We start from the raw sequence: 15,427 nt of genomic DNA on the forward strand, positions 1-15,427 counted from the left end.
CCTTTTAAACTGTATCATATATTTATACTACATTATTATGCAAGGGGCTTACTATCTCTTGTATTAGAACATAATTGCAAGTCTAACTTGTGCTACATTTTTAAGATTAATTGCTAAGCGTGTGCCCTCATCATCTAAAATAAGTTCATCCGCTGTTTTTTCTACAAGCTCTGCTGTAAGATGTTTTTGCTTATTAATTGCTTCATATAATTTTACATCTACCATACGACCTTTGTATTTTACATACTCACGATCTCTTTTAAGTATACGGTCAAGCCCTGGGGAACTTACCTCTAAAATATAAGCATCTTTAATAACATCTTTTTCATCAAGTACTTCTTCAATTGCACGACTTGTAAGTCTGCAATCTTCAATGTTAATCCCGCCTTCTTTATCGATATATATTCTTAAATAATAGTTAGGACCTTCTTTAACATACTCTACATCTACAAGTTCAAAGTTGTTTTCAGCAAGTATTGGTTCTAAGTAGCCTTCTACCGTCTCTATAAGTTGTTTTTTATTCATGCCATTCATCCTTTCATACAATATAGTTTGACATAAACTAAATTATATATACATCTAAACAATACGAAAGAGTGGGTAAAAACCCACTCTTTCGGAAACGTTCATGATTATAATTATAAATTATACTACTAATAGGCGAAAAAAGCAAGTCTCTTCGAGAAATCTACATTTTTATTTTAAAGTTCAGCAATCTCTTGCATTAACGCTTCAAATAATGCTTCTTCTTTTACCTTTTTCACAATTTGACCTTTTTTAAAGATTAAGCCTTCTCCACGTCCACCTGCAATACCAATATCTGCTTCTCTTGCTTCACCTGGTCCATTGACAGCACATCCCATAACAGCAATCTTAATATCTTTTTTAATATCCTTTGTTGCTGCTTCTACTTTTTTTGCAATTTCAATCAAATTCACTTCTGTTCGTCCACAAGTTGGACATGCAATAATTTCAGGTCCAAACTTTCTAAGTTCTAATGCTTGAAGCACATTTTGTGCACATGTAATCTCTTCTACTGGGTCATCTGATAAAGAAACACGAATTGTATCCCCAATGCCCCTTGATAAAATAGCGCCAAGCCCTACTGAAGATTTAATTGTCCCTTTATAAAGTGTACCAGACTCTGTAATACCTACATGAAGTGAATAATTAAATTCCTGTGCAAATGTTGTATATGTCTCAATGGCAAGTGGTACATTCGAAGCCTTCAATGACACGACAATATCTCTAAAATCTAAGCGTTCTAGAATCTCAATATGTTTTCTAGCACTTTCAACCATAGCTCTAGCATTTACACCACCACAAGCTTCCATAACACTCTTTTCTACTGAACCAGAGTTTACACCAATACGAATTGGGATATTATATGCCTTTGCCTTTTCAACAACAGCAATAACCCTTTCCTCATTACCGATGTTCCCTGGATTAATACGTAACTTATTAATACCATTTTCAATTGCCATAAGGGCTAAACGATAATCAAAGTGAATATCTGCAACTAGGGGTACATGAATACGTGGCACAATTTTTTCAATAGCCTTTGCTGCGGTTTCATTTGGTACTGCTACACGTACCATTTCACATCCTGCTTCCTCTAAAGCTAGAATTTGTGCTACTGTTGCCTCTACATCCTCTGTTTTTGTATTTGCCATTGATTGGATAATAATAGGATTACCACCACCAATGATAAGGTCTTTAACTTTTACTGCACGTGTATTTTCTCTTGTATAAAAACTCATCGTCCAATTCCCATCCTTATTAAATCATTATATAGAACTACTACTGTTAAAAGCATTAAAAGTACCATGCCTACAAAGTGTACAGCACCTTCTTTTTCTGCTGAAATAGCTTTACCACGAATCATCTCAATCACAATAAATACAAGGCGTCCACCATCTAACGCTGGAATCGGCAATAAGTTAAAAATACCTAAGTTAGCAGATATAATTGCTCCTACATAAATAAGATTCATTACTGCCATTGATAAACCACCCATTTCAAGTCCTGCATCCCATTGTTTAGAGGTTTGATCTACCACGCCTACAATACCCGCTACCTGATTCATACCAACCTGACCTGTTGCAAGCTGAATTAAGCTGCCCCAGATTTGTTTTAACATATCAAGCATAGCTAGGAAGCCCATTTTAATATCATAAAAAATGTTATAATGTGTACGCTCTACTGTAAAACCAAAACGTGCTACACCATCTTCTTGCATTTTTGTACTTATCTGAACATCCTCTTTCGTACCATCTGTATGCTTGACAGAAAGTATATAGGTTTCTTCCTGATCACTTAACTCCTTAGACAAATCTGCAAGTTTACTTACCTTTACACCATTCACGGCTATGATTTGATCACCAGCTATAAGCCCTACCGTAGCAGCTGGCATATCATCCTGCACAGTTGCAACTATATTACTACTGTAGCCTAAATATCCTACCACAATACTCATTAAAATCCAAGCCAAAACAAAGTTCATCACAGCACCAGCTACAACAATGACAAACTTTTGCCAAGGTTTTTTGGAACTCATTGCCTTAGGGTTATCACTTACCCCTACCTCTTCTTCCATACTGCAGAAGCCGCCTATAGGAAGAAGACGAATAGAATAAAGTGTTTCACCCTTTTGAATTGACCATACTTTAGGTCCCATTCCAATAGCAAATTCATGGACTAATACGCCATTTTTCTTTGCCATAATAAAGTGCCCCCATTCATGAATAATGACGACACAAGCAAATATTAAAACAAGCATGATTACAAACAACACTTTGTCTAACATTTATCTACCTTCTTTCTACTACACGCTCTTGCCCAAGCATCACTCTCTAAAATTTGTTCTAAAGTTGGACTACTTATACATATGTGTTCTTCCATCACGTTATGTATAATTTGAGGTATTTCCATAAAACTAATTTTTCCATTTAAGAAGGCTTCTACAACTACTTCATTAGCAGCATTTAAGACAGCTGGCATTGTCCCCCCTACTTTTAATGCATCATAAGCATATTGTAAGCAAGGAAATACATCTTTTCTAGGATGTTCAAAAGATAAATTTTTAATCTCTGCTAATTTCAGTTTAGAAATACAGTCTAAATGCGTACGTTCTGGATAATAAAGCGCATAACCAATAGGATGTCTCATATCTGGCATACCAAGTTGTGCAATAGTTGAACCGTCTACGTATTCTACCATAGAATGGACAATACTTTCTTTATGCACAACCACATCAATCTGCTCTGGTGCTACATCAAATAAATGTTTTGCTTCAATCACTTCTAACCCCTTATTCATCAACGTTGCTGAGTCAATAGTAATCTTACTTCCCATCTTCCAGTTTGGATGATTAAGCGCCTGCTCAACAGTTACATTTTCTAATTGCTCTTTAGTATACTCCCTAAAAGGGCCACCTGAAGCAGTTAAAATGATATTTTCAATTTCACCATGTTTGTTTCCTCTTAAACATTGGAACACTGCAGAATGCTCACTATCTACTGGTAAAATAGATACGCCATGTTTCTTAGCTAAATTCATAACCAGTTCACCAGCTGTAACAAGTGTTTCTTTATTTGCAAGTGCAATTGTCTTTTTAGCTTCAATGGCACGAATTGTAGGAAGTAGACCAATCATCCCTACTACAGCAGTTACAACAATTTCTGCTTCATTTAATGTCGCAACTTCTATAAGTCCTTCTACACCTGTTACCACATCAATCTCATATGATGTTCGTTTAAGACGCTTCTTTAATTCTTCCGCCTTTTCCTCTTTCATCACACATACAAGCTGTGGTCTAAATTCTTTAATTTGTTCCTCTAATAAATCAATATTACTATGTGCACTAAGGCTTACAACTTCCATATTCGGATCACGTCTTACAATATCTAATGTCTGTGTACCGATAGAACCTGTTGAACCTAGAATAGCAATTTTCTTTTGCATTTTAAAAACTCCTATCTTACTATTTTTTCTGCGACTACAACGGCTAAATAAATCATAGGTGCAACAAATAAAATACTATCAAATCGATCTAATATGCCACCATGACCTGGTAATAAATTCCCAAAGTCCTTTTTACCAAAAGTGCGTTTAATTGCAGAAGCTGCCAAATCTCCAAATTGAGAAATTAAAGCTGCAACTACTACAGCAATCACTACAAGTATCATGTAGTCACTTAATATAGTATATCTATAATGTGTATAAATTATGGTGTAAATGAACCCAAGCACACCTGCACCAATCATACCGCCTATACTACCTTCTATAGTTTTCTTAGGACTTAAAACAGGTGCTAACTTATGCTTTCCAAATGCACGACCAGTAAAGTATGCAAATGTGTCAGATCCCCATGAACTTAGGAAAATAAGCCAAATCCAAAAATCACCATACTGCATTTTTCTAATAAGTACTATAAAGCTAAAAAGTAAAGGAATATATAATACGCCTATTACAGTTAAAGCTACATCAACAATAGAATATTTAGGATAGCAAATTACCATGGTCATAAGTGTTGCAACTATTAAAAGACTTAAGTAAATTGTAAAATAATTTTCTACCAAACCAAAAAATAAAAAGTACACCACGGTAGCAACATATCCAATATATTTCATAGGTTTATGTGTATCTTCTATGGCACGATAAAATTCAAATAATCCAATTAAGCTAATTCCTAATATTGTAAACTGAAGTACCGGATTTCCTAATAATATAAGTCCAATAATAATAGGTAGTCCAATAACTGCTGTTAATACTCTTGTACCCACAGGTTTTCCTCCTATTCGCTTTTACCAAATCTTCTCTTACGTGTAGTATATGCTTCTAATGCCTTATCAAATTCTTTTTTCGTAAAATCTGGCCATAAACAATCTGTAAAGTAAAATTCAGAATACGTCAGCTGCCATGGTAAAAAATTACTTGTACGGACTTCACCACTTGTACGAATCATAAGATCTGGGTCAGGCATATTAGCTGTATCCAAATACCCACTAATCATCTCTTCTGTAATTTCTTCTATAGTCATTTTTTCTGCTTTAACATCTTCTGAAATTTTTTGAATCGCACGCTTCAATTCATCACGACCACCATAGTTAAATGCCATATTAAAGCAAATCCCTGTTTTATCTTTAGTAACTTTCATTAACTGCTTCATCTTTTCTTTAACATCTTCTGGAATATTCGTTGATTCTAAGTCGCCAATAACATTAAAACGTAAGTTTTTCTTTGCTGCTGATTTAAGATTATTATCTAAATATCTTCTAAATAAACTCATTAGTCCATTTACTTCTGACTCTGGTCTGCGCCAGTTTTCAGTTGAAAATGCATAAACAGTTAAGTATTTAATACCTTTTTTATCTGCATAGTCTAATATAGTCTCTAATGTCTTGGTGCCACGACGATGTCCCTCATTACGCGGTAAATTTCTTTCTTTTGCCCATCGTCCATTGCCATCCATAATAATTGCAATATGCTCTGGTAAATTCATCATATTTTATTTCCTCCTATACTAAAAAACTCCTCATAAAGAGGAGCTTTTATATTATACAGATAAAATGTCTTTGCTTTTTGCTTCTACAATTTTATCAATTTCATCCACAAATTTATCTGTCATTTTTTGGATATCTTTATCTGCAACTTCTTGTTCATCTTTGCTAATTGCATTATCTTTTTCCATTTTTTTGATTGCATCCATTGCATCACGACGGATATTTCTAATAGCCACTTTAGAAGCTTCGCCTTTTTTCTTAATTTCTTTTGTAAGATCTTTACGACGTTCTTCTGTGAGTTCTGGGAATACTAAACGAATTACTTTCCCATCATTTGTTGGGTTGATACCAAGGTCTGATTCATTAATTGCTTTTTCAATTGCTTTTAAAACTGTTGCATCCCATGGTTGAATTTGTAAAATACGTGCTTCTGGTACACTTACATTACCTACTTGCTGAATAGGTGTTGGCGAACCATAATATTCCACCATAATACGATCTAAAACGTGTGGATTAGCACGTCCTGCACGGATTGTTGCTAAATCAGCTTTTAACGCATTAATTGATTTATCCATTTTTTCTTCAAATTTTTTTAATGTTTCTTTCACTCTAATATCCTCCTTATATTACCCTTCTATATAAATAGTTGTACCTATTTCTTCACCTTCAGAAACTCTTATAATACTATTTTCTGCACCTAAGTCAAATACAATAATAGGTAACCTTTGCTCTATACAAAGCGTAGCAGCTGCTGCATCAATAGCTTTTAAATCTTGGCGCAACATATCTTGACAAGAAATACGTGTATATTTCTTAGCATCTTTATTTGTTTTAGGATCACTGTCATAAACACCATCAATATTTTTTGCAAATAATAATGCATCAGCTTCAATCTCACATCCACGAAGTGCAGCACCTGTATCTGTTGAAAAGAATGGATGCCCTGTTCCTCCAGCAAAAAATACGATTTTCCCTTGTGCCATATGTTCTAAGGCCTTATCTTTAGAAAAAAGCTCTGTCATACTTCCTAATACAAATGGTGTTTGCACAACACTACCAATACCTTCCGCACGGCACACATCCGCAACATAAATAGCATTCATTACAGTTGCAAGCATACCAATTTGATCAGCTTTTGTGCGGTCCATATCACCTGATGTACGACCTCTCCAGAAATTCCCACCTCCAATGACTACAGCAACCTCTGTGCCATTTTCAGCAATTTGTTTAAGCTGTTTGACAACACTTACAATGATGCCATGGTCGAAGCCTCTTTGTGCTGCACCAGCTAATGCCTCACCACTTAATTTTACTAATACACGTTTATGTTTCATTGTCTTCTCCTTTCTGCTACCACTACTCTATCATAAAAAATTGCTAATTTCTAGATATATTTTACGTTAATTCTTAAAGAAAATGTCTATTATATCTTCTTCATAAGTAAGCAGCATAAAAAAATATATTCTCTATCCTGAAATAAATTGGCTGATGCCGCATTATCTATGGATAAAGGAAAGTTAAAGCTTAGACTTTCCTACTCCATAAAAAAGGGGACACACGAGTGTCCCCCTTATCATTTATCCAGTCGTTAATAAAATTAACCTTGGATTTGTTTTGCAACTTCTTCAGCGAAGTTTTCTTCTTTTTTCTCGATACCTTCACCAGTTTCAAAACGAACGAAACCTTTAACTGCATCTGCACTACCAAGTTCAGCAGCTACGTATTTACCTACTGTGAAGTCTGGATCTTTTACGTATTCTTGTTCTAATAAACAGATTTCTTTAAGCTGTTTATTAAGTCTACCGATAACCATTTTTTCAATGATGTTTTCTGGTTTACCTGGATTTTCGTTAAGTGCTTGGTGCATTAAAATTTCTTTTTCATGGTTTTTCTTTTCTTCAGAAACGTCTGCTGTAGACACGAATTCTGGGTTAACAGCAGCTACTTGCATAGCTACGTTTCTTCCTACTTCGTGAGCTTTTTCACCTTCAGCAGCAACTTCTACTAAAGCAACGATTTTTCCACCACCGTGTGTGTAAGCTGCAATAGTTCCATCTGTTGTTACTTTTTGGAAACGACGAATTGTTAAGTTTTCACCAATTGTTGCAATTTTTTCTGTTAATACATCACCAACAGTTTTAGATGCATCTTCTGGCCAAGCTAAAGCTTTTAATGCTTCAACATCAGCTACATCGTTGTTAAGAACGATGTTTGCTACTTCGTTTACGAATGATACGAATTGATCATTTTTAGCAACGAAGTCTGTTTCTGAGTTGATTTCTACGATAGCAGCTGTTTTACCATCAGCAGAGATAGCTTCTTTTACAAGACCTTCTGCAGCAACACGGTCAGCTTTTTTAGCAGCTTTTGCTAAACCATTTTCACGTAAATACTCGATAGCTTTTTCCATATCACCATCTACAGCATTTAATGCTTTTTTGCAGTCCATCATACCTGCTTGTGTTCTTTCACGTAATTCTTTTACCATAGCAGCTGTAATTGCCATTTTTGTTCCCTCCAATAATCTATAATTACTCAGCGATTGTTTCGCTAGCTTCTTCTTTAACTTCTTCAGCTGTTTCTAACATTTCGCCTTGGTTAGCTTCAATGATAGCATCAGCCATTTTAGCTACGATTAATTTAACGGCACGAATAGCATCATCGTTACCTGGGATTACATAGTCAACTTCTTCTGGATCACAGTTTGTATCTACGATTGATACTACTGGAATTCCTAAGATATGAGCTTCTTGGATAGCAATTTTTTCTTTGCGTGGATCAACTACGAACATAAGGCTTGGAAGTTCTTTCATTTCTTTAATACCGCCTAAGTTCTTTTCAAGTTTATCCATTTCTTTTTTAAGTTCAATTACTTCTTTTTTAGGAAGTACTTCAAATGTACCGTCTTCTTGCATTGTTTCTAATTGTTTAAGTCTTGCAATACGGCTTTTAATTGTAGAGAAGTTTGTAAGCATACCACCTAACCATCTGTTGTTTACGTAGTACATACCACTTCTTTCAGCTTCAGATTTAATTGATTCTTGAGCTTGTTTTTTAGTACCAACGAATAATACTTTACCGCCTTCAGCTGCTGTTTCACGAATTACATTGTAAGCTTCGTCAACTTTTTTAGCTGTTTTTTGTAAGTCGATAATGTAGATACCGTTTCTTTCTGTGAAGATGTATTCTTTCATTTTTGGGTTCCATCTTCTTGTTTGGTGACCGAAATGTACACCTGCTTCTAATAATTGTTTCATTGAAATTACACTCATTGTAATACCTCCTGGTTTTTTCCTCCGTATATATTGAATACAAATGGACTTTTTATAAGCACCCCATACGTACATCTATATACGTGCGTTTTTCTGACTTAGTATATCACACCTTATTTATAAGTTCAATTGTTTTTATAAACTTTTTTACCTAATCTATCATAAGTTTCTCAAGTAATTCATTATATGACATATTTTTACTTAAAACAAAGGTACCTTCATTTAACTTCGTTGTCATTTTTCTTTCACTTATATAATCTCTAAAATCTTTAGCATCATCTATTACCCCTGCTGCCTCTAAAATCTCACATGTATCAGATGCTGTCATTTTAGGTGGAATTGTTACAGTCACTTCTTCAACTATATCTTTGTCTGTAGACTTCTTAACTTCAATAGCTTCTTCTTGATTATCACTTGCTTCTTTGTTTTCAGCTACTTGCTCATTCACTTTTTTGACTTCCACTTTCTCACCTTGTGCTATTTCTTCTGCTGCATCTTCCACTTCTGCCGGCAAAGTAGCTACAGTTTCTTTATTTTCACCTTCTAGGATACTCTGTGCCTTTTGGCTTGCATTTAAGGTTATGCCCTTTTTATATTCTGTTGTATTTAATAATAATAATAAGTTTAAAATGCCCGATAAAACAATGCCACAGCCAAGTCCAATTAGTCCAAATATAAATTGTCTTTTTTTCCCTTGCATCTTCACTACCTCATTTTATAAAGTGATAAAATCAGTTGAACTTCACCTACCCCTTTGCCTAACTTTCTTGCAATATCTTCTACTTCTAGTCCTTCATCTGCTAATTTTGTAATATCATTTATATGATTTACTTTTTTGCTTTCATCATTTTTCTTGACTTCTTCTGATGATTGCGTTGCCATTTCTTTTGCGTAAGACTCTAATGTTTCTCTAAAACCTTGATTCTTCTTTTCTTCTTCCTCTAAGAAATAACTTAAAATGCCTTCTAGATCTTCCTTACCTTCACTTGGCTTATTCGTCATGCTCGTATAATAGCCTGATTCATTTTCATGATATACAAGCATAAAAATACCAATTACTATGAGTACAACACCTATTGTAATCCATAGTAAATAGAAAAAGGGAAGATTTTGCAATGTCATCTCCATCTGTTTTCTCCTTTTAAATCCTTATATCAATTGATGTATGCTTTTTTTCTTCTATGCCCTGTTTTTTAGGGGTAGTAACTGATTTATTTTTTTTCTTATCCTGACTTTCTTTTCCTTGCTGCTGTTTCTTTTTACTTTTATTAAGATCATTCTCCACACGTTCACCCTTTTGTAATTCATTTACCTTTTCACGCTTATTCTGTACCTCTTTCTTTAACAATGTAGAAAATTGATCTTGCTGAAGTACCTGTGCTTGTTGTTGCATTTGTTGTCTTGATGCTACTTCTTGCGTTTGCTGGTAAACTGTTTGTGTATCAATTGGTCTTAACATCTTATCTCACCCCAAATTTATATTTTATCCTTACCACTTAATCCTATCATATCTAGTGATATCTTATAGTGGTAACATCATATTATATTTTCCAAGATTAGCTCTTAGTCTAGATACTGCCTTCGTATGGAGCTGAGATACTCTTGACTCTGACACTTCTAGTACCTTACTTATTTCTTTTAATGTAAGTTCTTCAAAATAATAAAGGAAAATAACCTTTTTTTCTCTTTCTGGTAACTTATCAATAAGTTCACTTAGCGCATTTTTCATTTCCTTATCTTCTACATAATCATCTGGAAGTGGTGCTTTAGGATCTTTAATCGTCTCAAATTGAAAGGTATATTCATCAATGGAGACAAGTGCACTAATATTTACATCTTTTAATAAGTCATTATATTCTTCTAATGAGATACCTAAAAAAGAGGCTACCTCTGCATCTTCTGGTCTTCTACCTAACTTTGTTTCGAGTTCCACATATATTTTATCTAATTCTTTTTGTTTTTTTCTTAATGTACGTGGTACCCAATCTAATTTACGAATAGCATCTAATATAGATCCTCTAATTCTTAAAGAAGCATAAGTTTCAAACTTAACGTTTTTTTCTAAATCAAACTTGTCAATCGCATCTATAAGCCCTAATATGCCATACCCTACTAAGTCATCTAAATCTACATATTGATTTAAATATATTCCTAATCTACCTGCAACTAATTTTACAAGATATACATAATGTTCAATAATCATGCTTTTAGCTTGTGCATCTCTTGTTTTACTATATTTTAACCAAATAGCATCCATTTCTCTCTTGTCCATATAAGAACCCCCATTGTCTCTACCTATATTTCTTTTACGCCATGCCCTATGGTTTTTACAACAAATACACCCGTTGCTGTATGAAGTTCTACTGTACGACCATAATTGCTTCCTGTGTCACTTGCTATAATAGGAATACGAAAGGCTTCTAAACAGTCTATAACTGCACTTACATTCCTTGTTCCTATACGCATCATATCATCCATATTTTTAAATTCGAACATATGTGCGCCACCTGCAATCTTAGCTACTAAACGCGTATTTCGTGCACCCTGACTCACAAGTTCTTCAATAAGCTGTTCAATAGCTGTATCTGCAAATTTTGCTACATTGCTATTATTTTTAATCTGCGTACTATCTGGTAACATAATATGGGCAAGGCCACCGATTTTAGCTACATTATCATATAATGCAATGCCTACACATGAACCTAGCCCTAATGTTGTTAAAATATCTGGTGCCTTTGCAACTTTTAAGTCAGCCATTCCTACTTTTATTATCTTTGCTTCACTCATAAATTATCTCCTAATGAGTCAAGTACTTTATTGTAAGAGTTATTATCCAAAATCAATATATATGTACCACTAAGTACGCCATTTTTATCATGAAAAACCGTTTCTATAAATAACATGGTATTGTCACTTCTTACAAATTCTATAGCTGGATAACTTAAAATTGCACCTGCCATATCAATGGCCATTTGTGGTGTAGAAACATCAAACTGCAATCCTGTAAATGTATTTAGGGCACTTAGATAAGAGCCTGCTAAAATATTACCTGTCTCACAAAGTGCTGAATAATCAAGTTCATCTAGCTGCTCTATCCCTGTTGCATTTTTGCCTAGCATTAGGTTTATAATCTTAAGTGCACTTTCTGTTTCAAAGGCGAGAAGTAACATGGCATTAAAATCACCATATACATTAATGATCATTCCAGCAATGACTTCTTCTGCACTTCCTAACACTTCACTTAATTCTTGTATTTGCTCAATACGTACCCTTGCCACATTCATGTCAAGGGTACAACCTAAAAGTTTACCTAATGAAGTCATTGCATTCCCAGAAGCAATATTCCCCGCTTCTCTTAGCACATCCATCTCTTCATCAGTAATATTTTGGTAATTTCTTTTCCCCATTTTTCTCCCCCTTAATCACATTTAATTTTCGAAAGCTTCTTCAATGATATTAGGAAGGTTTAAAAGTGTTACAATATTATCTTCCACTTTCCCAACGCCAAGTATATGATTTACTTTCATCTTGCCTTGAATATTTTGTACGTTTTCAATTTGTGTTTCTTCAATTTCAATAACTTCTTTTACCTCATCTACAATAATGCCTACCATAGCATCTTCTATTTTAACAATAATAATTCTTGTTTTATCTGTATATTCTACTTTTTCAAGCCCAAATTGATCACGAAGACTCACTACAGGAATAATTTCACCACGAAGATTCATAACACCTTTTACACAATATGGTGCCTTTGGCACACGCATAACTGCTTTCATCTTCTCGATAATTTGAACACTTTGGATATCAATCCCATAAGATTGTTCACCTAATTTAAACACGATATATTGTGTAATGCTCTCTAATGTGTTTTCCATTTACTTCACCCCTAGATTAATGAATTAATATCTAAAATTAATGCAACTTCACCATTTCCTAAGATTGTTGCACCTGCAATAATATCTATACCGCTTAAATACTTGCCTAATGATTTAATAACGATTTCTTGTTGACCTATTAATGAATCAATGATAAATCCTACTTGACGTTCACCTTTTTTAACAATAACGCCCATCATTAAGTCTTTATCTTCCTCTTCTGGAAGACCTAGTACACTATGTAATCTTACAATTGGAATAATCTCGTTTCGAACCATAATAACTTCTTGATTCTGAACAAGCTTAATATCTTCTTTATGTACATCTTCAATGTTTTGAATATTACTAAGTGGAATAGCATATTTTTCATTTCCGATACTAATCATAAGTGCTTGGATAATTGCAAGTGTAAGTGGTAATCTTACAATGAACTTACTTCCTTTTCCAAGTTCTGTTTGGACTTCAACATGTCCACCAAGTTCTGTAATCTTACTTTTTACAACATCTAGCCCAACACCACGACCTGAAAGATCTGAAATTTTCTCAGCAGTACTGAAACTTGGTCTAAATAATAGTTCAATAGCTTCTTGTTCATTCATAGCTGCTGCTTCTTCTTTTGTGATTGTGCCTTTTTGAACTGCTTTATTTTTAATAGCTTGAACATTAATACCTTTACCATCATCTTCAACTTCGATAACTACACTATTACCATCTTGATAAGCTTGTAGTTTAATGGTTCCTTTTCTAGGTTTACCAATTGCAACACGCTCTTCAATTGTCTCAAGTCCATGGTCTGCTGCATTTCTAAGTAAGTGAATAAGTGGATCACCAATCTCATCAATTACAGTACGGTCAAGTTCTGTTTCTTCCCCTGACATTACAAGATCAATATCTTTCCCCAATTTACGTGAAATATCACGAATCATACGTGGAAAACGATTAAATACAATTTCTACTGGTACCATTCGTACTTTCATAACTGCATCATGTAAACTTGTTGTTACACGTTCTAAGTATTCAACTGAATCATTATAATTTGCACTAGCGTCTTGAGCATTTACATTTAACCCTTCTAATTGTGTTTTAACTATAATAAGCTCACTCACTAAGTTCATTAATGTATCAAGTCTATCAATATTAACTCTTACTGTTTTATTTGATACTTGTTTATTATTGTTATTAGCTGCCTCATTAGCTACTGGATGGGCTGATGTTGGCGCTGCTGATGTCTCTGTATGTTCTTCTTTTTTAGGTTCTTCTACTTCTACTTTAGCATCTTTATCTTTTTCAAATGCTTCTACCACTACTGCATCAATTTCTGAAACACCCATAATGACTTCTTCAAGTTTTTCTCTAGTTTCTTTTGTAACAAATACAATTGTAAAGTCATTCTCAAATTTCTCATCTTCAATATCTTGTGTACTAGGTACACAGTGGATAATTTCTCCAAAACGCTCTAAGTCTGTAAAGATTACAAAAGCTCTTGCTGACTTTAACACACAGTTTGGAGATAATGTTACTTTGATTTGGAATACATTCATACCCATTTCAATTGCATTATTTTTTACTAATTTTTGTGTATCAGGTAATTCAATTAAATTTTCATTAGCTTTTTCTTCTGTCTCTTTTACATCTTTGCTTTGCGTATGTTCTGTTACTGGTGTTTCTGCATGAGCCACCTCACCCTTACTTTTAATAATCTCAGCAAGGCTTTCAATAAGATCTGTATGATCATCTGTGCCTTCACTTGATGTATTAATAATTTCTTCTACATAGTTCTCTAAGGCATCTAAGCACATAAATAATGTATCTACCATATCTGAATTAATTTTAATCACACCTGAACGGATATCTGAAAGTACATTCTCAATATTATGTGTAAGCTTTTGCATTCTTACAAATCCCATTGTTCCTGCCATACCTTTTAAAGTATGTGCAACCCTAAAAATTTCATTGAGAATTTGAATATCATCTGGATTATTCTCTAATTTAAGTAAATTCTCATTTAATCTCTGTAAGTTGTCTTTTGATTCCTCAATAAACATATTTAAATATTGACTAACTTCCATTTTGATCCCCCGCTATCTTTTTAATCATTTTTGTAATTTCATGACTAGGACATATATAGTCTGCTAGTCCAGCATTAATAATTGCTTTTGGCATACCATAGACTGTGCAAGTAGCTTCATCCTGTGCAATGACTATGCAGCTTTGACTTTTTTTTAGATTCATAACACCTTCTAAGCCATCAGATCCCATACCTGTCATAATAATAGCTATATATTTTTTATGACATTCAGCGTTCTGAGCTAAAGCATTCATCATTACATTTACTGACGGTTTATGTCCTTTATAAGGCTCCTCATCTGTAATGATAATATGTGGAGTCATTGTATTACTTACCTTAAGTTGCTTGCCCCCTGGTGCAATATACACTTCACCTCGTTTAAGCACCTCACCATGTACTGCTTCCTTTACTGTAAGTGCTGTCATTGTATTTAGTCTTTCAGCTAGTGTTTTAGTAAATCCTGGTGGCATATGCTGCACAACAATATATGTTGCAGATAAGTTCTCATCTAAGTTTTTAATAAGTTCACTAAGCAGCTTTGGCCCACCTGTTGATATACCCATTGCTACAATATACTCATAATTTTTTTCATATATTGGCTTTTTAGTTGTCTCATTATTCATCTAATTAATTCTCCTATTACTATGGAGTATATAGTTACTATAAATGTTTTTATTGTTTATTTTTATGCATACTTGATTGACA

At 34.0% G+C, this 15,427-nt stretch carries 19 protein-coding genes; all 19 read right to left on the bottom strand.

Going from position 1 to position 15,427, the window contains the following annotated elements; translation table 11 throughout:
* Positions 1–63: 63 nt before the first annotated feature.
* The 19 genes from AC1VAQ_RS02770 to AC1VAQ_RS02860 all read right to left on the bottom strand — a co-directional run bounded on the left by AC1VAQ_RS02770 (position 64) and on the right by AC1VAQ_RS02860 (position 15,345).
* The gene (locus tag AC1VAQ_RS02770; protein WP_302595257.1) at positions 64–525 is read right to left on the bottom strand and encodes a ribosome maturation factor RimP; all 462 of its coding nucleotides are present in this window, start codon (positions 523–525) and stop codon (positions 64–66) included.
* Between the two features lie 176 nt (positions 526–701).
* Positions 702–1,760, bottom strand: a complete 1,059-nt coding sequence (ispG, locus tag AC1VAQ_RS02775; RefSeq protein ID WP_302595255.1) for a flavodoxin-dependent (E)-4-hydroxy-3-methylbut-2-enyl-diphosphate synthase — start codon at positions 1,758–1,760, stop codon at positions 702–704.
* Positions 1,757–2,806 (bottom strand): M50 family metallopeptidase, encoded by a 1,050-nt coding sequence (locus tag AC1VAQ_RS02780; RefSeq protein WP_302595253.1) that lies wholly within the window; start codon positions 2,804–2,806, stop codon positions 1,757–1,759. Before AC1VAQ_RS02780 ends, ispG begins: the two co-directional genes overlap by 4 nt.
* Positions 2,800–3,963 carry a 1-deoxy-D-xylulose-5-phosphate reductoisomerase gene (locus AC1VAQ_RS02785; RefSeq protein WP_302595251.1) on the bottom strand — a complete coding sequence of 388 codons (1,164 nt, stop codon included), beginning with the start codon at positions 3,961–3,963 and terminating at the stop codon, positions 2,800–2,802. Before AC1VAQ_RS02785 ends, AC1VAQ_RS02780 begins: the two co-directional genes overlap by 7 nt.
* Before the next feature lie 11 nt (positions 3,964–3,974).
* Positions 3,975–4,784, bottom strand: coding sequence for a phosphatidate cytidylyltransferase (locus AC1VAQ_RS02790; protein WP_302595249.1), 810 nt, complete (start codon positions 4,782–4,784; stop codon positions 3,975–3,977).
* An 11-nt stretch (positions 4,785–4,795) separates the two neighbouring features.
* Positions 4,796–5,503: an isoprenyl transferase gene (locus AC1VAQ_RS02795; RefSeq protein WP_302595371.1), complete on the bottom strand. Its 708-nt coding sequence runs from the start codon at positions 5,501–5,503 to the stop codon at positions 4,796–4,798.
* A 54-nt stretch (positions 5,504–5,557) separates the two neighbouring features.
* The gene (gene frr / locus AC1VAQ_RS02800) at positions 5,558–6,112 is read right to left on the bottom strand and encodes a ribosome recycling factor (RefSeq protein WP_302595247.1); all 555 of its coding nucleotides are present in this window, start codon (positions 6,110–6,112) and stop codon (positions 5,558–5,560) included.
* A gap of 18 nt (positions 6,113–6,130) precedes the next feature.
* Positions 6,131–6,838 (bottom strand): UMP kinase, encoded by a 708-nt coding sequence (pyrH, locus tag AC1VAQ_RS02805; protein WP_302595246.1) that lies wholly within the window; start codon positions 6,836–6,838, stop codon positions 6,131–6,133.
* A gap of 263 nt (positions 6,839–7,101) precedes the next feature.
* Positions 7,102–8,010 (bottom strand): translation elongation factor Ts, encoded by a 909-nt coding sequence (gene tsf / locus AC1VAQ_RS02810; protein WP_302595245.1) that lies wholly within the window; start codon positions 8,008–8,010, stop codon positions 7,102–7,104.
* Between the two features lie 25 nt (positions 8,011–8,035).
* Positions 8,036–8,776 carry a 30S ribosomal protein S2 gene (rpsB, locus tag AC1VAQ_RS02815; RefSeq protein ID WP_302595244.1) on the bottom strand — a complete coding sequence of 247 codons (741 nt, stop codon included), beginning with the start codon at positions 8,774–8,776 and terminating at the stop codon, positions 8,036–8,038.
* 151 nt (positions 8,777–8,927) lie between these two features.
* Positions 8,928–9,476 (bottom strand): hypothetical protein, encoded by a 549-nt coding sequence (locus AC1VAQ_RS02820; protein ID WP_302595243.1) that lies wholly within the window; start codon positions 9,474–9,476, stop codon positions 8,928–8,930.
* Between the two features lie 5 nt (positions 9,477–9,481).
* Positions 9,482–9,904 (bottom strand): DUF6115 domain-containing protein, encoded by a 423-nt coding sequence (locus AC1VAQ_RS02825; RefSeq protein ID WP_479903444.1) that lies wholly within the window; start codon positions 9,902–9,904, stop codon positions 9,482–9,484.
* A gap of 13 nt (positions 9,905–9,917) precedes the next feature.
* Entirely contained in the window at positions 9,918–10,235 is a 318-nt protein-coding gene (locus tag AC1VAQ_RS02830) for a hypothetical protein (protein WP_302595240.1), read from the bottom strand.
* A 63-nt stretch (positions 10,236–10,298) separates the two neighbouring features.
* Positions 10,299–11,048: a FliA/WhiG family RNA polymerase sigma factor gene (locus tag AC1VAQ_RS02835; protein ID WP_302595238.1), complete on the bottom strand. Its 750-nt coding sequence runs from the start codon at positions 11,046–11,048 to the stop codon at positions 10,299–10,301.
* A 23-nt stretch (positions 11,049–11,071) separates the two neighbouring features.
* The gene (locus tag AC1VAQ_RS02840; RefSeq protein ID WP_302595236.1) at positions 11,072–11,563 is read right to left on the bottom strand and encodes a chemotaxis protein CheD; all 492 of its coding nucleotides are present in this window, start codon (positions 11,561–11,563) and stop codon (positions 11,072–11,074) included.
* A complete protein-coding gene (locus tag AC1VAQ_RS02845) occupies positions 11,560–12,183 on the bottom strand; it encodes a chemotaxis protein CheC (protein WP_302595234.1) in 624 nt (207 codons plus the stop codon). Before AC1VAQ_RS02845 ends, AC1VAQ_RS02840 begins: the two co-directional genes overlap by 4 nt.
* A gap of 21 nt (positions 12,184–12,204) precedes the next feature.
* Positions 12,205–12,654, bottom strand: a complete 450-nt coding sequence (locus AC1VAQ_RS02850) for a chemotaxis protein CheW (RefSeq protein WP_302595233.1) — start codon at positions 12,652–12,654, stop codon at positions 12,205–12,207.
* 11 nt (positions 12,655–12,665) lie between these two features.
* On the bottom strand, positions 12,666–14,723 hold the full coding sequence (locus AC1VAQ_RS02855) for a chemotaxis protein CheA (protein WP_302595231.1): 2,058 nt from the start codon (positions 14,721–14,723) through the stop codon (positions 12,666–12,668).
* On the bottom strand, positions 14,713–15,345 hold the full coding sequence (locus AC1VAQ_RS02860; protein ID WP_302595228.1) for a CheB methylesterase domain-containing protein: 633 nt from the start codon (positions 15,343–15,345) through the stop codon (positions 14,713–14,715). The genes AC1VAQ_RS02855 and AC1VAQ_RS02860 overlap by 11 nt, the downstream gene beginning before the upstream one ends.
* Positions 15,346–15,427 lie beyond the last annotated feature (82 nt).

The sequence above is a fragment of the Cellulosilyticum sp. genome, assembly GCF_982396655.1.